The sequence below is a fragment of the Pseudomonas chlororaphis subsp. piscium genome (assembly GCF_003850345.1).
GTDB lineage: Bacteria > Pseudomonadota > Gammaproteobacteria > Pseudomonadales > Pseudomonadaceae > Aquipseudomonas > Aquipseudomonas piscium.
This window is the reverse complement of record NZ_CP027707.1, coordinates 6,847,638-6,864,989: the sequence shown is the minus strand read 5'-3', so window position 1 is coordinate 6,864,989 and position 17,352 is coordinate 6,847,638. Positions and strand designations below refer to the sequence as shown.

17 protein-coding genes and 1 pseudogene are annotated in these 17,352 nt (G+C 62.4%); 4 read left to right on the top strand and 14 right to left on the bottom strand.

Translation table 11 applies throughout. The annotated features are described in order from the left end of the window. Positions 1 to 53 precede the first annotated feature (53 nt). The 5 genes from recG to exbB all read right to left on the bottom strand — a co-directional run bounded on the left by recG (position 54) and on the right by exbB (position 5,392). Entirely contained in the window at positions 54 to 2,129 is a 2,076-nt protein-coding gene (gene recG, locus C4K38_RS31305; RefSeq protein ID WP_053281436.1) for an ATP-dependent DNA helicase RecG, read from the bottom strand. Between the two features lie 9 nt (positions 2,130 to 2,138). Next, positions 2,139 to 3,059: a hydrogen peroxide-inducible genes activator gene (locus C4K38_RS31300; RefSeq protein WP_025807009.1), complete on the bottom strand. Its 921-nt coding sequence runs from the start codon at positions 3,057 to 3,059 to the stop codon at positions 2,139 to 2,141. Positions 3,060 to 3,228: 169 nt separating this feature from the next. After that, entirely contained in the window at positions 3,229 to 3,975 is a 747-nt protein-coding gene (locus tag C4K38_RS31295) for an energy transducer TonB family protein (protein ID WP_053281435.1), read from the bottom strand. Then, entirely contained in the window at positions 3,972 to 4,400 is a 429-nt protein-coding gene (gene exbD / locus C4K38_RS31290; protein ID WP_007921142.1) for a TonB system transport protein ExbD, read from the bottom strand. The genes C4K38_RS31295 and exbD overlap by 4 nt, the downstream gene beginning before the upstream one ends. Positions 4,401 to 4,405: 5 nt before the next feature. Further along, positions 4,406 to 5,392, bottom strand: coding sequence for a tonB-system energizer ExbB (gene exbB / locus C4K38_RS31285; RefSeq protein ID WP_053281434.1), 987 nt, complete (start codon positions 5,390 to 5,392; stop codon positions 4,406 to 4,408). 187 nt (positions 5,393 to 5,579) lie between these two features. Between exbB and C4K38_RS31280 the strand changes: the two genes are divergently transcribed. Then, positions 5,580 to 6,437, top strand: a complete 858-nt coding sequence (locus C4K38_RS31280) for an SDR family oxidoreductase (RefSeq protein ID WP_053281433.1) — start codon at positions 5,580 to 5,582, stop codon at positions 6,435 to 6,437. Positions 6,438 to 6,485: 48 nt separating this feature from the next. On the opposite strand, the gene C4K38_RS31275 is transcribed toward C4K38_RS31280, so the two are convergent. From C4K38_RS31275 to C4K38_RS31250, 6 genes are all read right to left on the bottom strand, one after another. Continuing rightward, a complete protein-coding gene (locus tag C4K38_RS31275; protein WP_053281432.1) occupies positions 6,486 to 7,226 on the bottom strand; it encodes a putative periplasmic lipoprotein in 741 nt (246 codons plus the stop codon). Positions 7,227 to 7,281: 55 nt separating this feature from the next. Continuing rightward, on the bottom strand, positions 7,282 to 7,662 hold the full coding sequence (locus C4K38_RS31270) for a RidA family protein (protein ID WP_007921133.1): 381 nt from the start codon (positions 7,660 to 7,662) through the stop codon (positions 7,282 to 7,284). A 36-nt stretch (positions 7,663 to 7,698) separates the two neighbouring features. Next, a complete protein-coding gene (gene spoT, locus C4K38_RS31265; RefSeq protein ID WP_025807013.1) occupies positions 7,699 to 9,804 on the bottom strand; it encodes a bifunctional GTP diphosphokinase/guanosine-3',5'-bis pyrophosphate 3'-pyrophosphohydrolase in 2,106 nt (701 codons plus the stop codon). Between the two features lie 57 nt (positions 9,805 to 9,861). Next, positions 9,862 to 10,125, bottom strand: coding sequence for a DNA-directed RNA polymerase subunit omega (rpoZ, locus tag C4K38_RS31260; RefSeq protein WP_007921129.1), 264 nt, complete (start codon positions 10,123 to 10,125; stop codon positions 9,862 to 9,864). A gap of 167 nt (positions 10,126 to 10,292) precedes the next feature. Beyond that, positions 10,293 to 10,913 (bottom strand): guanylate kinase, encoded by a 621-nt coding sequence (gmk, locus tag C4K38_RS31255; RefSeq protein WP_053263107.1) that lies wholly within the window; start codon positions 10,911 to 10,913, stop codon positions 10,293 to 10,295. A gap of 12 nt (positions 10,914 to 10,925) precedes the next feature. Further along, positions 10,926 to 11,789: a YicC/YloC family endoribonuclease gene (locus tag C4K38_RS31250; RefSeq protein ID WP_053281431.1), complete on the bottom strand. Its 864-nt coding sequence runs from the start codon at positions 11,787 to 11,789 to the stop codon at positions 10,926 to 10,928. A gap of 270 nt (positions 11,790 to 12,059) precedes the next feature. Here C4K38_RS31250 and rph point away from each other — a divergent pair, with 270 nt between their 5' ends. Both rph and C4K38_RS31240 read left to right on the top strand, forming a co-directional pair. After that, positions 12,060 to 12,782, top strand: coding sequence for a ribonuclease PH (gene rph / locus C4K38_RS31245; RefSeq protein ID WP_053281430.1), 723 nt, complete (start codon positions 12,060 to 12,062; stop codon positions 12,780 to 12,782). A 31-nt stretch (positions 12,783 to 12,813) separates the two neighbouring features. After that, positions 12,814 to 13,182 carry a DUF4870 domain-containing protein gene (locus C4K38_RS31240; RefSeq protein WP_007921123.1) on the top strand — a complete coding sequence of 123 codons (369 nt, stop codon included), beginning with the start codon at positions 12,814 to 12,816 and terminating at the stop codon, positions 13,180 to 13,182. 61 nt (positions 13,183 to 13,243) lie between these two features. On the opposite strand, the gene C4K38_RS31235 is transcribed toward C4K38_RS31240, so the two are convergent. After that, positions 13,244 to 14,023 (bottom strand): catabolite repression control protein Crc, encoded by a 780-nt coding sequence (locus C4K38_RS31235; protein ID WP_003176915.1) that lies wholly within the window; start codon positions 14,021 to 14,023, stop codon positions 13,244 to 13,246. 81 nt (positions 14,024 to 14,104) lie between these two features. Here C4K38_RS31235 and pyrE point away from each other — a divergent pair, with 81 nt between their 5' ends. After that, the gene (pyrE, locus tag C4K38_RS31230) at positions 14,105 to 14,749 is read left to right on the top strand and encodes an orotate phosphoribosyltransferase (RefSeq protein ID WP_053281429.1); all 645 of its coding nucleotides are present in this window, start codon (positions 14,105 to 14,107) and stop codon (positions 14,747 to 14,749) included. A gap of 139 nt (positions 14,750 to 14,888) precedes the next feature. On the opposite strand, the gene argB is transcribed toward pyrE, so the two are convergent. Then, positions 14,889 to 15,794 carry an acetylglutamate kinase gene (argB, locus tag C4K38_RS31225; protein WP_007921120.1) on the bottom strand — a complete coding sequence of 302 codons (906 nt, stop codon included), beginning with the start codon at positions 15,792 to 15,794 and terminating at the stop codon, positions 14,889 to 14,891. Positions 15,795 to 15,833: 39 nt separating this feature from the next. Further along, positions 15,834 to 17,237: pseudogene (locus C4K38_RS31220) on the bottom strand (phosphomannomutase/phosphoglucomutase); the annotation flags it as partial. Between the last annotated feature and the right edge of the window lie 115 nt (positions 17,238 to 17,352).

The window sequence follows — 17,352 nt, the reverse complement described above, 5'->3', positions numbered from 1 at the left end:
TCAGGAGTATAACCAGCTTGATCGGGGCATTCGCCCCTTAACTGAGACGCTGCTCACACTTGGCCGTATTGCTGCCCGTGGCGCAGCCAGCGTTCCAGCAGCGGGCTGACGTGGTGCGGCCAGCGTTCCAGCAAGGCCTGGGCGGCATCGCGCACGGCCGGTAGCAGGTCGGCGTCGCGCATCAGGTCGGCGACCTTGAATTGCAGCAGGCCGGTCTGGCGGGTGCCGAGCATCTCGCCGGGGCCGCGCAGTTCCAGGTCCTTTTCGGCGATGACAAAACCGTCGTTGGTTTCGCGCATGATGCCCAGGCGCTGGCGGCCGATCTGCGACAAGGGAGGATGGTAGAGCATGACGCAATGGCTGGCGGCGCTGCCCCGACCAACGCGACCGCGTAGCTGGTGCAACTGGGCCAGGCCCAGGCGCTCGGGGTTCTCGATGATCATCAGGCTGGCGTTGGGCACATCGACGCCGACTTCGATCACGGTGGTGGCCACCAGCAGTTGCAACTCACCGGCCTTGAACTGGCCCATGACCTCGGCTTTTTCCGCCGGCTTCATGCGCCCGTGGATCAGGCCGACCCGCAGTTCGCCCAGGGCGCTGCTCAGGTCTTCGTAAGTGGTTTCCGCGGCCTGGCAGGTCAGCTCTTCGGATTCCTCGATCAGCGTGCACACCCAATAGGCCTGGCGCCCTTCGGCGCAGGCGGCGCGCACCCTCTCGATGACCTCGACGCGGCGCGAGTCGGTCACCAGCACGGTGTTCACCGGCGTGCGGCCTGGGGGCAGTTCGTCGAGGATCGAGGTGTCCAGGTCGGCGTAGGCGCTCATGGCCAGGGTCCGGGGGATCGGCGTGGCGGTCATGATCAGCTGGTGCGGGCATAGGCGTCCGCCCACGCCCTTCTGGCGTAGGGCCAGGCGCTGCTGCACGCCGAAGCGGTGTTGTTCGTCGATGATCACCAGCGCCAGGTTCTTGAACTGTACTTCGTCCTGGAACAGCGCGTGGGTGCCGACCACCATCGGCGCGCCGGCGGCGATCTGTTCCAGGGCCGCCGTGCGGCTCTTGCCCTTGAGCTTGCCGGCCAGCCAGGCGACCTCCAGCCCCAGCGGCTCGAGCCAGCGCTTGAAAGTGATGAAGTGCTGCTCGGCGAGGATCTCGGTCGGCGCCATCAGCGCCACTTGATAGCCGGCCTCCAGTGCCTGCAGGGCGGCAAGGGCGGCGACCACGGTCTTGCCGGCCCCCACGTCGCCCTGGATCAGCCGCAGCATCGGTTCGGGCTGGCTGAGGTCATAGGCGATCTCGTTGCCGACCCGCTGCTGTGCGCCAGTGGGCGGAAAGCCGAGGTTCTTCAGGTACTGCGCCGGCAGCCGGGTAGCCTTGGGTAGCGCCGGGGCGAGTTGCGAGCGCAGGCTTTCGCGCAGGCGCTGCTGGGACAGCTGATGGGTCAGCAGTTCCTCGAACGCCAGGCGATGCTGTGCCCAATGGTGACCCAGGGCCAGCTCGTCGACATCGGCGTCGGCCGGCGGATGGTGCAGGTAGCGAATCGCATCGTCCAGCGGCGCCAGCTGGTAGTCCCGCGCCAGCTCTTGCGGCAGCCAGTCCGGCAGGCTGCGCGGGCCGAGCAGGGCCAGGCTCTGCTGGCACAGCATGCGCAGGCGCTGCTGGGTCAGGCCTTCGGTGAGCGGGTAGATGGGGGTCAGGGTCTGGTCCACGGGCGGCGGTTCATCGCCGCTGATGGCGCGGTATTCCGGGTGGTAGATTTCCAGCCCCGAGGCGCCGGGACGGGCTTCGCCATAACAGCGCACGCGGGTGCCGCGCTTGAGGCCTTCCTTCTGCGCATTGCTGAAATGGTAGAAACGCAGGCTGAGCCCGCCGGTGCCGTCCTGCAGGCGCACCAGCAGGCTGCGGCGCTTGCCCATCACCACGTCGGCGCCGCTGACGGTGCCTTCGATCACCGCGTCCTGCCCGGGGCGCAGCGCGCCGATCGGTACTACGCGGGTGCGGTCCTGATAACGCAGGGGCAGGTGGAACAGCACGTCCTGCAGGTTCTCCAGGCCGACCTTGGCCAGCTTTTCGGCCATGGCTTCGCCGACGCCCTTGAGTGCCGTGACCGGCACGTTCGACAGCTCAGTCATCGCGACGGCTTAACTCGCGGCAGGCGGCTTGGCCACCGAACACAGGCGGATCGAGTCGGCGAGGATCTCGATGGCTTTCGGCCGCGGGAAGCTGGCGCGCCAGGCGATCGCCACGGTGCGGAACGGCACGGGCGCGGTCAGCGGCCGTACTTCGATCACGCCCGGAGCGTAGTGATGGCTGTCCACCGCCGAGAGCGGCAGGATCGAGACACCAAGGCCGGAAGCGACCATGTGGCGAATGGTTTCCAGAGAGCTGGATTCCACCGTGGTGTGCTTGGCGCCGTCGTTGCCTTTGGCCAGGGTCGGGCAGGCCTCGAGTACCTGGTCGCGGAAACAGTGGCCTTCGCCCAGCAGCAACAGGCTCTTGTCGTTGAGCAGGTTGGCGTCGATGCTTTCTTTTTGAGTCCAGGGGTGGGTGCTTGGCATCAGCACGTAGAAGGGTTCGTCGTACAGCGGCAGGGTCAACACGTCGGCTTCGTTGAACGGCAGGGCGATGATGATCGCGTCCAGTTCGCCGTTGCGCAGCTTGTCGCGCAGCACGTGGGTGAAGTTCTCTTCGATGTACAACGGCATCTGCGGGGCGACCCGGTGCAGTTGTGGGATCAGGTGCGGGAACAGGTACGGGCCGACGGTGTAGATCGCGCCGACTTTCAGCGGGGCGGTCAGCTGGTTCTTGCCGGCCTGGGCCAATTCGCGAATGCCCTGGGCCTGTTCGAGGACCTTTTGCGCCTGGGCGACGATGCCTTCGCCGACCGGCGTCAGACGTACCGCACTCTTGCTGCGCTCGAAAATCAGCACACCGAGTTCGTCTTCAAGCTTCTTCACGCCCACCGACAGGGTCGGCTGGCTGACATGGCAACGCTCGGCCGCGTGACCGAAGTGCTGCTCTTGGGCGAGGGTAACGATGTAGCGTAATTCAGTAAGAGTCATAGCGGACGTCCATGAGGTTGCGGGCCAAGCATACCGGCTGCAATCGATAGACGCACGTTATCAGACTCAATGCTCGCTGTGACACCGGGCAATGCATGCTGCTCATGCCCGGAAAAGCAAAAAGGCCCCTTTGGGTGCCTTTTTGCTGGGGGTTGCCTGTGCGTCATGCTCAGCGGCGACGTTTCTCCAGGGAGTAAACGAAGGGCGCGACGATCTCGATCGAGCCGTTGTTGAGCATGTCCGCCGGCGGCTTGGGCAGCGGCTGGGCGCGGCGGATCATTTCCAGGGTGGCCCGGTCCAGATCGGCGTTGCCCGAGCGTCCTACCAGCTCATAGGACAGCACGTTGCCTTGGGCGTCGACCACGAAGCGCAGTCGGTTCAGGCCTTCCTTGCCGCGTGCCTGAGCGCCTGGCGGGTACTTCTTGTACTTGGCCAGGTGCGCCAGCAGCGTGCCTTGCCAGCTTTCCTTGGCGGCGATCTGGGCCGGCGACGGACCCGGAGCGGGTGCCGAGGACGGTGCCGCGGTGGGCGTCGGCGGAGCGTCGCTGGGCTTCTCTTCGCTGGGCTTTTCCTTCGGCGGCTCCGGCTTTTTCTCCACAGGCTTGGGCGGTTGTGGCTTGGGCTTGGGTTTGACCGGCTTGGGCACGGAAATCGTCGGCTTCGGCGCTTCCGCGAGTTTGGGCAGCGGCAGCTCTTCGATCGGAGCCGGTGGCTGCGGTGGCGTCACGACCTTGGGCGGTGCGGGAGGAGGCGGTGCCGGCAGCGGCGCCAGCTCGACCATCATCGCCTGGGGTGGCAGCTCGACCGGCATCGGGGCGCTCCAGTTGAGCGCGAGCAGGATCGCGACCGCATGGACCCCCAGTACGATGGCCAGGCTACCGCTGTAACGCGTCAGTTTTTGGCGCGTCGTGATCATTTCTTGGTAGCCGTCTCAAGTCCGACCAGGCCGACCTTCAGGTATCCGGCGGCCCGCAGGGCATCCATCACGCTCATCAGGTCGCCGTAATCCACGCCTTTGTCGGCCTGGAAGAAGATCGTCGTGTCTTTTTTGCCCTGGGTCTTGGCGTCGAGGGTGGCGCCGAGGGCTTCGGCCTTCACTTCGTCGTCGCCGAGGTACAGGCGTTGGTCGGCCTTGACGCTGAGAAACACCGGTTTCTCGGGGCGTGGCGCCGGTTTGGCCGTCGAGGCCGGGAGATCGACCTTGATGTCCACGGTGGCCAGCGGCGCCGCGACCATGAAGATGATCAGCAGCACCAGCATCACGTCGATGAACGGCGTGACGTTGATTTCGTGGTTTTCGGCGAGATCGTCTTCCGCGCCTTCTTTCAAATGCAGGCCCATGGTGATTACCCTACTTTGGCCACATGAGGTTGCGCGGAGCGCTCGGCGGTCGGCAGGTGATCGAGATCACGGCTGACCAGCAGCAGGACTTCCGCGGAAGCGTCGGAGACCTGGGCCTTGTAGCCGGCGATGGAGCGGGCGAAGACGTTGTAGATGACCACCGCAGGAATGGCCGCGACCAGGCCCAGGGCGGTTGCCAGCAGGGCTTCGGCGATGCCGGGGGCGACGACGGCGAGGTTGGTGGTCTGGGTTTTGGCGATGCCGATGAAGCTGTTCATGATGCCCCACACGGTACCGAACAGGCCGACGAAGGGCGCAGTGGAACCGATGGTGGCAAGCACGCCGGTGCCGCTGCTCATATTGCGGCCGCAGGCGGCTACCAGGCGCTCGAGGCGGAAGCTGACGCGTTCCTTGATGCCTTCTTTCTCGCGGCTGTTGGCCGACAGGCGCATTTCTTCCAGGGCGTCGTGGACCAGCAGATTGGCCAGGGTGCCTTCTTTGGCAGCGGTGACGCTGGCTTCCTTGAGGGTGGTGGCCTTTTTCAGGCTGAGGATCTCACCGCGCAGGCGACGCTTGGCGCCCATCAGCTCGAAGCCTTTGGCGATCCAGATGGTCCAGGTGATGATCGAGGCGATGGCCAGGCCGATCATCACCAGCTTCACGATGATGTCGGCGTTCTGGTACATGCCCCAAGGGGACAGGTCGTGGGCCATGCCCAGGGTGTTGTCCGCTTCGAGGACTTCAGGCGCGTCTTCGGCCGGTTCGCCTTCGGCGGGGGCTGGCGCTGCAGCGACCGGGGTGGCTACCGGTGCCGCGGCATCGGCTGGCGCGTGGGCTGCCGCAGGTGTCGAGGCACCAGTTGGGGCCTGTTCATCGGCGAAGGCCGCGGTCGGTGCCAGCAGCAGGCTGAACAGCAACGCTGCGGCCGCGCTCATGGCGCGCAGCGGGCTTGGGCGTTGGGTTGGCGAAGCGGAGAGTTGATTGCGTGTCATGCTGGCCGGACCTGAGAGGGAAAAGGGTAAGTGTCCTTCTAGGCCTCGCAGGGCCGAGAACAAATGGGCCGTCATTATTGCAACTAATTCTTGTTAACAGAAGTAATAGAGTATCTTTTTTTCTTTGATTGCTAGCCGCTCGTCCATTGCCGACGCTAGTCTGTGCCTTTCTGATAGGAGTTTTCTGATGTCCGCCCCTTCTGTTCTGATCGCTGGCTGCGGTGATGTCGGCAGCCGTCTGGCGAAGCAACTGCTGGCTGAAAGCTGGCGGGTCTACGGCCTGCGGCGCAGGGTTGCGCAATTACCGGAAGGGGTGATCGGCGTGGCGGGCGATCTTTTCGGTGAGCAGTGTCCGGCAGCCTGGCCCACCACCCCGCTGGATTATCTGGTGTACAGCGCGGCCGCTACCGAGCATGACGAGGCAGGCTACCGTGCGGCTTATGTCGAGGGGCTGACCCATGTCCTGGGTTGGCTCAAGCAGAACGGGCAGTCGCCGAAGCGCCTGTTGTTCGTTTCTAGCAGCAGCGTCTATGGGCAGAAAGACGGCGAGTGGATCGACGAGACTTCGCTGGCGCAGGCTGATGGCTATTCCGGGCGGCTGATGCTCGAGGCCGAGCAAGTGGCGTTGCAGAGCGGTATTCCAGCCAGCCTGGTGCGCCTGACTGGGATCTACGGTCCGGGGCGGGAATGGCTGTTGAACCAGGTGCGCCAGGGTTATCGCGTGGCCATCGATCCGCCGCTGTATGGCAACCGCATTCATGCCGACGATGCGGCGGGGTTGTTGGCTTTCCTGCTGCAGGCCGATCGGCGCGGCGTGCCACTTGAGGACTGCTACATCGGGGTCGATGATGCGCCAGCGCCTTTGGCCGAGGTGGTGGACTGGCTGCGGGAGTACCTGGGCGTGACCGAGTGGGCGGACAATTCGAGTGTGCGGCGCTCCGGCAGCAAGCGCTGCAGCAATGCCCGCGCCAAGGCCCTGGGTTGGGAGCCGCGTTATCCGAGTTTTCGCGAGGGCTATGCGGAGATTATCGAAGGGCAGGGCTGAGTCGCGCTGGATAAAGAAAAAGGAGCCTTTCGGCTCCTTTTTGCTGGATCACTGTTTTTCCAGTAGCCACTGGCGCGTACCCGGGGTGAGGGAAGGTACCTCGTCCGCCTGGGAGGCGTTGATGGGTTGGAAGATCTCCAGTTGCTTGCCGTTGCGCGCGAAGATCCAGGGGTTGCCCTGGCCGTTGAGCTGCAGCCACAGGTTGTCGTAGCCACCGCTCATCGATGCGCAGTCGCCGGCGAGGCAGAGTGCGTAGCGATCGGCGCCCGGCAGGCCCATGACCTGGCCGTTGGACTGGAACAGCACGGTGCCGCCTTGACCCGGGCCGTTGACGATTTTCCATTCGCCGCCCAGGTAAGCCGAGTACAGCGCGCGCTCGAAGTTGGCGCCCAGTGGCGCGCCTTCCGGTGCTGGCTCCTTGGGACGATCGAAAACCTGTTCCGGCTCGTTGTCGTTGGCTTCTTGCAGCAGCTGTTTGCCGTCGCGGCTCAATGTGCTGGCGGAGCTGCCGTAGAAATCGATTTTCCAGGAGCCGGACTCTTCAGCCAGCACCTTGCCTTCGACGTTTTCGAAGCCGTTGGTGTAGCGCGCCTGACTGGCCTTGGTGTTGATGTCCCATTCCAGGTTCGGGCCGTAGCTTTGCAGGGCTTCGCGCAGAGGTCCGCCTTTGGCGGCGGCGTCGATGGCGACCTGGTTGATCCAGGTGCCACTGATGTCACGGTCGGCGGGATCGCTGGCACAGCCACCGAGGAACAGGGCGCACAACGAGAGGGCTAGCGCTTTGCGCATGAGGAAATCCTTTCAGAACGAAGACGGCGCGACCTGGGTAGCCGCGCCGGACGTATTACTCGATGACCAGGATGGCATCCATTTCAACCTGCGCGCCTTTTGGCAGGGCGGCAACGCCGATGGCGGCGCGGGCAGGGTAAGGCTGCTGGAAGTACTTGCCCATGATCTCGTTGACCTTGGCGAAGTGGCTCAGGTCGGTGAGGAAGATGTTGAGCTTGACGATGTCCTTGAACGAACCACCGGCGGCCTCGGCCACGGACTTGAGGTTCTCGAATACCTGAACGGTCTGGGCTTCGAAGCCTTCCACCAGTTCCATGGTCTTTGGATCGAGCGGGATCTGGCCGGACATGTAGACGGTGTTGCCTGCCTTGATCGCCTGGGAGTAGGTGCCGATCGCGGCGGGTGCCTTGTCGCTGGTGATAACGGTCTTGGTCATGAATGACTCCTTGTAATGGGCGGGCTATATAGCGAGCTATGCACGCATGCGAGTGATGCGAATGACCCCGGTCAGGGCGCGCAGTTTCTTGATCACGCGGGCCAGGTGCACGCGGTCGTGCACGCTGACCACCAGTTGGACCACGCTGATGCGACCATCCCGTTCGTCCATGCTGATTTTCTCGATATTGCCGTCGGCCGCGTTGACGCTGCTGGCCAGCAGGGCGATCAGGCCACGCTGGTGTTCCAGTTCGACGCGCAGCTCGACGTTGAATTCGCCGGTGACATCCTTGGCCCACGAAAGCTGGATGCATTTTTCCGGGTTGTGGCGGATTTCGCTGATATTGCGGCAGTTGTCCAGGTGCACCACCATCCCTTTGCCCGCGGACAGGTGGCCGACAATCGGGTCGCCCGGGATCGGCGTGCAGCACTTGGCGTAGCTCAGGACCAGGCCTTCGGTGCCGCGTATGGCCAGCGGACCTTCCGGGCTTGGCAGCTGTTCGCCTTCGCCGAGGAGGCGGCGGGCGACCACATAAGCCATGCGATTGCCCAGGCCGATATCTTCCAGCAGGTCTTCGATCAGCTCCAGGCGATACTCGGTGAGCATCGCTTGCACGCGTTCGGCGGGGATCTTTTCCAGCGCGCTGTCGAAACCGTTGAGCACCTTGTTCAGCAGGCGTTCGCCCAGGCTGATGGACTCGGAGCGGCGTTGCAGTTTCAGGGCGTGACGGATGTGAGTGCGAGCCTTGCCGGTGACCACGAAGTTGAGCCAGGCCGGGTTGGGGCGTGCGCCCGGGGCGCTGACGATTTCCACGGTGGAGCCGCTTTGCAGCGGTTCGGACAGTGGCGCCAGGCGGCGATTGATACGACAGGCGATGCAGCTGTTGCCGACGTCGGTGTGCACCGCGTAGGCGAAGTCCACCGCCGTGGAGCCTTTGGGCAGCTCCATGATCCGGCCCTTCGGCGTGAACACGTAGACCTCGTCCGGGAACAGGTCGATCTTCACGCTTTCGATGAATTCCAGGGAGTTGCCGGCGCGTTGCTGCATCTCCAGCACGCCCTTGACCCACTGACGAGCCCGGGCATGGGTGCCCTTTGGCTGCTCGTCACCGCTGGATTTGTACAGCCAGTGGGCGGCGATGCCGTTGTTGGCCATCTCTTCCATTTCGCGGGTGCGGATCTGGATCTCGATCGGAACGCCGTGCATGCCGAACAGCGTCGTGTGCAGCGACTGATAGCCGTTGGCCTTGGGAATCGCGATGTAATCCTTGAAGCGACCCGGCAGTGGCTTGTACAGGTTGTGTACGGCGCCGAGCACGCGGTAGCAGGTATCGACCTTGTCGACGATGATCCGGAACGCGTAGACGTCCATGATCTCGTTGAAGGCCCGGCGTTTGCCGCGCATCTTTTTATAGATGCCGTACAGGTGCTTCTGGCGACCGCTGACTTCGCCCTGGATGCCGTCGATGGCCAGGCAGTGGCTCAGGGACTCTTCGATCTTGTTGACGATTTCCTTGCGGTTGCCCCGGGCGCGCTTGACCGCCTGGTAGATCCGCGCGGAACGCATCGGGTGCATGGCCTTGAACCCGAGGTCTTCGAATTCGATGCGGATGCTGTGCATGCCCAGGCGGTTGGCGATGGGTGCGTAGATCTCCAGGGTTTCCTTGGCGATCCGCCGGCGTTTTTCGCCGGAGAGCACTTCCAGGGTGCGCATGTTGTGCAGGCGGTCGGCCAGCTTGACCAGGATCACGCGAATGTCGCGCGCCATGGCCATGGCCATCTTCTGGAAGTTTTCCGCTTGGGCTTCGGCCTTGGTCTCGAAGTTCATCTGGGTCAGTTTGCTGACCCCGTCGACCAGTTCGGCCACGGTTTCACCGAACTGCGCGCAAAGCGCTTCTTTGGCGATACCGGTGTCTTCGATCACGTCATGCAGCATGGCCGCCATCAGGCTCTGATGGTCCATATGCATGTCGGCGAGAATGTTTGCGACCGCTAATGGGTGCGTGACGTACGCCTCGCCGCTGCGACGGCGCTGACCGTCATGGGCTTGTTCGGCGTAGAAATACGCTCGGCGGACCAGATTGACCTGGTCCGTGCCGAGATAGGTCGATAAGCGATCGGCGAGGGCGTCTATGCTCGGCATGATAACTCCTGCCGTAGGCTGTGATCCCGCGCCGTGCTACGTCGACCAGGCATAGGCTTAGACGGCCTCGTTGGACTCGTCCTCGAAAGCAGCAAAAAGCGGTTCATCTTCAACGATTTCGGCTTCGGCGATAGCTGCGTAGTCGATCAGGCCTTCAGCGATTTCGCGCAGGGCGACGACGGTAGGCTTGTCGTTTTCCCATGCTACTTTCGGCTCTTTGCCGCCGGTTGCCAGTTGACGGGCACGCTTGGTAGAGAGCATGACCAGCTCAAAGCGGTTATCCACGTGTTCTAGACAGTCTTCAACGGTTACGCGGGCCATGGTCTTCCTCGTAGCAAATGCAATATGCGCGCTGCCCGGATGGGCGAGCGGACTCAACAGTTTAAAAAATCACCAGCGATTAGGGAAGCGCTGATTTTTTAACCAAGCTTTCCGACGCGCTACAAGTGCCAATGTAAAGCCCTTGCAGCGGTTTTGGGAAGTGCTATTCAGCCCAGCAATTCGGCGAGCAATTTGCCGAAACGCTGTTGCTGGCGCTTCTGCTGCAGCTGGTTGGTGCGGAAAATCGCCTTCAGATCGTCCAGCGCATGGGCGAAATCGTCGTTGATGATCAGGTAGTCGTAGTCGACGTAGTGGCTCATCTCGCTGACGGCTTCGCGCATCCGGCCTTCAATGATCTCGTCGCTGTCCTGGCCGCGGTTGGTCAGGCGCTGGCGCAAGGCCTGCTGGGACGGCGGCAGGATGAAGATCGAACGAGCCTGGGGCATCAGCTTGCGCACCTGCTCGGCACCTTGCCAGTCGATCTCCAGGATCAGGTCGTGACCTTCGTCCAGGGTCTGCTGCAAGTGGCTTTGGGAGGTGCCATAGAGATTGCCGAAGACTTCGGCGCGCTCGAGGAAGTCACCGTGTTCGCCCATCTTCACGAACGCTTCGCGCGAGACGAAGTGATAGTTCACGCCGTCCACTTCGCCCGGGCGCATGGCGCGGGTGGTGTGGGAGACGGAAACGCGGATCGACGGGTCGGCGTCGATCAAGGCCTTGACCAGGCTGGTCTTGCCCGCGCCCGAGGGGGCGGAAATGATGTAGAGGGTGCCGGTGCTGTGGTTCATGTCTGGGTAGCCTTACTCAATATTCTGTACTTGTTCGCGCATCTGCTCGATCAACACCTTGAGGTTGACCGCAGCCTGGGTGCTGCGCGGGTCGAAGGCCTTGGAGCCCAGTGTGTTGGCTTCGCGGTTGAGCTCCTGCATCAGGAAGTCCAGGCGCCGACCGGCGGCGCCGCCGGACTTGAGCACGCGGCGCACTTCGATGATGTGGGTGCTCAGGCGGTCCAGTTCTTCGGCGACGTCGCTCTTCTGGGCGAGCAGCACCATTTCCTGTTCCAGGCGCGTTGGGTCCAGCTCGGCCTGCATGTCGGCGAAGCGGTCGAGCACTTTCTGGCGCTGGGTGGCGAGCATCTGCGGAATCAGTTCGCGCAGGGTCACGACGTCTTCCTCGATGGAGGTCAGGCGTTCGTTGATCAGTCGGGCCAGCTCCGCGCCTTCGCGCTCGCGGCCGCTCTTCAACTCTTTCAGCCCCTGGTTGAACAGGCTCAGGGCTTCATTGTTCAGCGCCTGTGGGTCGCTGGCATCGGCCACCAGGACGCCGGGCCAGGCCAGCACTTCCAGTGGGTTCAGCGCCGCCGGCTGCTTGATCAGGCTGGCAACCGACTCGGCTGCCGCCACCAGTTGCGCGGCGCGCTCCCGGTCGACCTGCAATGGTTTGCCGGTGGTTTCTTCGGTGAAGCGCAAGGTGCATTCGAGCTTGCCGCGCGACAGTCCCTGGCGCAGCGCCTCACGGACCGCGCCCTCCAGATCGCGAAAGGATTCCGGCAAACGCAGGTGCGGTTCCAGGTAGCGGCTGTTGACCGAGCGCAGTTCCCAACTCAGGGTGCCCTGAGTGCCGGCCTGTTCTACCCGGGCGAAGGCGGTCATGCTGTGCACCATGGAGGTACCTCCGATACAGGTCCGCCACCAACCGCGGAGGGTTGCACGGGCCCGATATGAATGAATTGAAGCCGACTGGCTGCGAAGGCGCAGGATTGTAGCGCAGTGCGGTGGATGCTCCCAAACTGCGGGTGTGACAAAGCGCTGCGAAGCGACCGGAGGGCCGTTCCAGAGGTGTCGCCGACGGGCCGGGGTTTTTAGAACTGCCCAGGCAGGGCCGCGGGCTCTATAATGATCGGCAGTTTTCCGTCCCCGTACAGGTATTTCCCTATGAAACGTCCAAGTGGTCGCGCTGCCGATCAGCTCCGCTCGATCCGCATCACCCGCAACTACACCAAACACGCCGAGGGATCTGTACTGGTCGAGTTTGGTGATACCAAAGTGATCTGCACGGTCAGCGTCGAGAACGGCGTGCCCCGCTTCCTCAAGGGCCAGGGCCAGGGTTGGTTGACCGCCGAATACGGCATGCTGCCGCGTGCCACCGGCGAGCGTAACCAGCGTGAAGCCAGTCGCGGCAAGCAAGGTGGTCGTACCCTGGAGATCCAGCGTCTGATCGGTCGTTCCCTGCGCGCCGCGCTGGACATGACCAAGCTGGGCGACGTCACCCTGTATGTCGACTGCGATGTGATCCAGGCCGATGGCGGTACCCGTACCGCGTCGATCACCGGTGCCATGGTGGCCCTGGTGGATGCGCTGAAAGTGATCAAGAAGCGTGGAGGCCTGAAGGGCGGCGACCCGATCAAGCAAATGATCGCCGCGGTGTCCGTGGGCATGTACCAGGGTGAGCCGGTGCTGGATCTGGATTATCTGGAAGACTCGGCGGCCGAGACTGACCTCAACGTGGTCATGATCAGCACCGGCGGTTTCATCGAAGTCCAGGGGACCGCCGAAGGCGCGCCGTTCCAGCCGGAAGAACTGAACGCCATGCTGGCGCTGGCCAAGAAAGGCATGAGCGAGATCTTTGAATTGCAACAGGCAGCCCTGGCTGACTGATTGCCCGGTAGCTTTCAGCAAGGAGAGCAGCATGAACGACGACCAGCTTCCGCAACCTGTCCCGAGCCATGAGGTGCGTCAGTGGGCGATGTTCTGTCACCTGTCGGCCTTGCTGGGCATCTGGATTCCGTTCGGCACCCTGATCGGCCCGCTGGTTCTCTGGCAGATGAAGCGTGAGACGGACCCGTTCATCGATGCCCAGGGCAAGGAAGCGCTGAACTTTCAGATCACCGTGGCCCTGGCCTCGCTGGTCTGCTTCCTGCTGATGGTGGTGTTGGTGGGTTTCCTGCTCTTTGGTCTGCTGGCGATCGGCGCCCTGGTGCTGACCATCATCGCCGGGGTCAAGGCCAATGAAGGGGTGGCGTACCGTTACCCGTTCACGTGGCGATTGATCAAGTAGGCCGAGCGCCCACAAAAAAGCCGACAGTGATGTCGGCTTTTTTGTGGCTGCGAAAAGACGCTTAGATGGTCAGCGTCCAGTCGTAGTCCACGATCAGCGGCGCGTGCTGCGAGAAGCGCGGCTGGCGTGGCAGGCGTGCGCTGCGCACGAAGCGACGCAGGCCCGGAGTCAGCAGCTGATAGTCGAAGCGCCAGCCCAGGTTGAGCATCTCGGCTTGTTCGTTGTCCGGCCACCAGCTGTATTGATCGCCTTCGCGGCTGACTTCGCGCAGGGCGTCGACATAACCCATGTTGCCGACAATCTCGTCCATCCAGGCACGCTCGGGCGCCAGGAAACCCGGAGATTGCTGGCTGTCACGCCAGTTCTTGATATCCAGCTTCTGTTGCGCGACGTACAGCGAGCCACAATAAATGTACTCGCGACGTTTGCGCCGCTGTTTATCCAGGTAACGGGCGAAGTCGTCCATAAGCTTGAACTTCTGGTTCAAGTCTTCATCGCCGTTCTGCCCGGAAGGAAGCAGCAAGGTCGCGATGCTGACCTTGTCGAAATCGGCTTGCAGGTAGCGCCCGTAGCGGTCGGCCGTCTCGAAGCCGAGACCGCTGATGACAGCCTTCGGTTGCAACCGCGAATACAAAGCCACACCGCCTTGGGCGGGAACTTCGGCATCGCAGGCATAAAGGAAGTAGCCATCCAGTTGGAAGGCTGGATCGTCCAGTTCAAAGGCGGAGGCGCGGGTGTCCTGCAGGCAGATGACGTCGGCATTCTGTGCTTGCAGCCAACTGAGCAAACCTCGCTCCACTGCAGCCTGAATACCATTGACGTTCACACTGATGATCCGCATAAATGGCCCCAAAAATCACGTGCGTGTATGATACCCGAGGTCTACCTAATTAGCTAAATCCGTGGTATTTGGGGCTTTTTCATGCAGGCGTATCAGCGCGATTTCATTCGTTTTGCCATCGAACGCGGGGTTTTGCGTTTCGGTGAGTTCACCCTGAAGTCCGGGCGTACCAGTCCTTACTTCTTCAATGCCGGCCTGTTCAACAGCGGTTCGGCCCTGGCGCAGCTGGGGCGTTTTTATGCCGCGGCGATCGTCGACAGTGGCATTTCTTTCGACGTGCTTTTCGGCCCTGCGTACAAAGGCATTCCTTTGGCGGCGACGACAGCCGTGGCCCTGGCCGAGCATCATCAGCGCGATCTGCCATGGTGCTTCAACCGCAAGGAAGCCAAGGCTCACGGCGAAGGCGGCAGCCTGGTCGGCGCGCCACTGACTGGCGATGTGCTGATCATCGACGACGTGATCACCGCGGGCACGGCGATTCGCGAAGTGATGCAGCTCATCGAATCCCAGGAAGGCGCCAAGGCGGCGGGTGTGTTGATCGCCCTGAACCGTCAGGAACGTGGCAAGGGTGAGTTGTCGGCGATCCAGGAAGTCGAACGCGACTTCGGCATTCCGGTGGTGAGCATCGTTTCCCTGACCCAGGTCCTGCAGTTCCTGGCGGACGACCCGGTGCTCAAGCAGCATCTGCCGGCGGTGGAAGCCTACCGCGCGCAATTCGGCGTCTGAGTATTGTAGGAGCGAGGCTTGCCCGCGATAGCGGTCTAACCTGATACACCGCTATCGCGGGCAAGCTCCGCTCCTACAGAAGGCGCAATAAAAAGACCCCGCCTGGCTTGGCCAGGCGGGGTCTTTTTATTTGCAGAGCTTAAGGACGCTTGCGATTGCTGATCAGGGTGCCGACACCGGTATCGGTGAAGATCTCCAGCAGAATCGCATTGGGTACACGACCGTCGATGATCAACGAGCTGCCCACGCCACCCTGTACCGCTTCCAGCGCGCAACGAATCTTCGGCAGCATGCCGCCGTAGATGGTGCCGTCTTCAATCAGGGCATCGACCTGCTGGGTAGTCAGGCCGGTCAGGACCTTGCCCGACTTGTCCATCAGGCCGGCGATGTTGGTCAGCAGCATCAGCTTCTCGGCTTTCAGCGCCTCGGCCACCTTGCCGGCCACCAGGTCGGCGTTGATGTTGTACGACTCGCCGTTGGCGCCGACACCGATCGGCGCGATCACCGGGATGAAGTCACCTTTGACCAGCAGGTTCAGCAGGTCGGTGTTGATGCCGACTACTTCGCCCACGTGGCCGATGTCGATGATTTCCGGAGTGGTCATTTCCGGCGTCTTGCGGGTGACGGTGAGCTTCTTCGCGCGAATCAGCTCCGCGTCCTTGCCGGTCAGGCCGATGGCGCTGCCGCCATGACGGTTGATCAGGTTGACGATGTCCTTGTTCACCTGGCCGCCCAGGACCATCTCCACCACGTCCATGGTCGCCGCGTCGGTGACGCGCATGCCATCGATGAAGTGGCTTTCGATGGACAGGCGCTTGAGCAGGTCACCGATTTGCGGGCCGCCGCCATGTACCACCACCGGGTTGATCCCGACGGCCTTCATCAGCACGATGTCGCGGGCGAAGCCGGTCTTCAGCTCCTCGCTTTCCATCGCGTTGCCGCCGTATTTGATCACCAGGGTCTTGCCGACATAGCGGCGAATATAAGGCAGCGCTTCGGACAGGACCTTGGCGGTATTGGCGGCGGCATCGCGTTCGAGGGTCATTCAGGGCTCCGGCACTTCAATAAAGGCGCTTGAAGAAAATCAAAACGGTAGTTGGAGGTCAGGTGCAACACGTTTCAGCTGGGTGTGGAACACATCCTTGATGCGCTGCAGTTCGGCTTCGTCATCGGCTTCGAAGCGCAGTACCAGCACCGGCGTGGTGTTGGAGGCGCGAACCAGGCCCCAGCCTTTGGGGTAGTCGACTCGTACGCCGTCGATGGTGGTCAGGTCGGCGCCTTCGCCCCATTGCGCGTCGTGCAGCGCATCAATGATGCTGAATTTGCTCTCTTCGGTCACATGGATATTGATTTCCGGCGTAGAAATATCGTTCGGGAAGGTGGCAAACAGCTCTTCCGCGTTGGATTTTTCCTTGCTGAGGATCTCCAGCAGCCGCGCGGCGCTGTAGATACCGTCGTCGAAACCGAACCAGCGTTCCTTGAAGAAGACATGCCCGCTCATTTCACCGGCCAGCAACGCACCGGTCTGCTTCATTTTCTTTTTGATCAACGAGTGGCCGGTCTTCCACATGAGTGGGCGACCGCCGTACTCCTTGATCAGCGGGATCAGACGGCGGGTGCATTTGACGTCGAAGATGATCTCCGCGCCCGGGTTGCGTGCTACCACGTCCTTGGCGAACAGCATCAACAGGCGATCGGGGAAGACGATGCTGCCGGTGTTGGTTACTACGCCGACGCGGTCGCCGTCACCGTCGAAAGCCAGGCCGAGATCGGCATTGGTTTCTGCGACCTTGGCGATCAGGTCTTCCAGGTTCTCGGGCTTGCCCGGATCCGGGTGATGGTTGGGGAAGTTGCCGTCCACTTCGCAGAAGAGCGGGATGACTTCGCAGTTCAGGGCTTCGATCAGCTGAGGCGCGATGACGCCGGCCGCGCCGTTGCCGCAGTCGACCACCACTTTCAGGCGACGGGCGAGTTTGACGTCGGCGGTGATTTCCTTGCCGTAGCGATCGAGGATGTCGACCTTGGTGATGCTGCCCTGGCCGCTGCTCAGGTTGTTGGTCTTGAGGCGATCGTGCAGGGCCTGGATCTGTTCGTTGGCCAGGGTATCGCCGGCGATGACGATCTTGAAGCCGTTGTAGTTCGACGGGTTGTGGCTACCGGTCAGCATCACCCCGGATTTGCCAGCCAGCACGTTGGCTGCGTAATACAGCGCCGGTGTCGGTACCAGGCCGACATCGCTGACGTGGCAGCCACTGTCGTGCAGGCCCTGGATCAGTTGCTCCACCAACTCAGGGCCGGAAAGGCGACCGTCACGGCCTACGCAAACGTTGGGTTCGCCTTGGGCCAGGCTCTCGGAGCCAATGGCGCGACCGATCCAGTAGGCGGTTTCAGCGTTTAGGGTTTCCGGAACGGTTCCGCGAATGTCGTAAGCGCGAAAGATGCTTTCAGGGAACTTGGGTACGACTTGGGCTGCATTGCTCATCACTGGGGGTGCTCCGTCTAAAAGGGGGCAGGACAGGCCGGAATACTGACCGGAAGGCTCAAACTGAAGGGTATGACGGCGTTTTTGCCCTTGGGTTCATGGTGCAAAAATGCCATCTGAT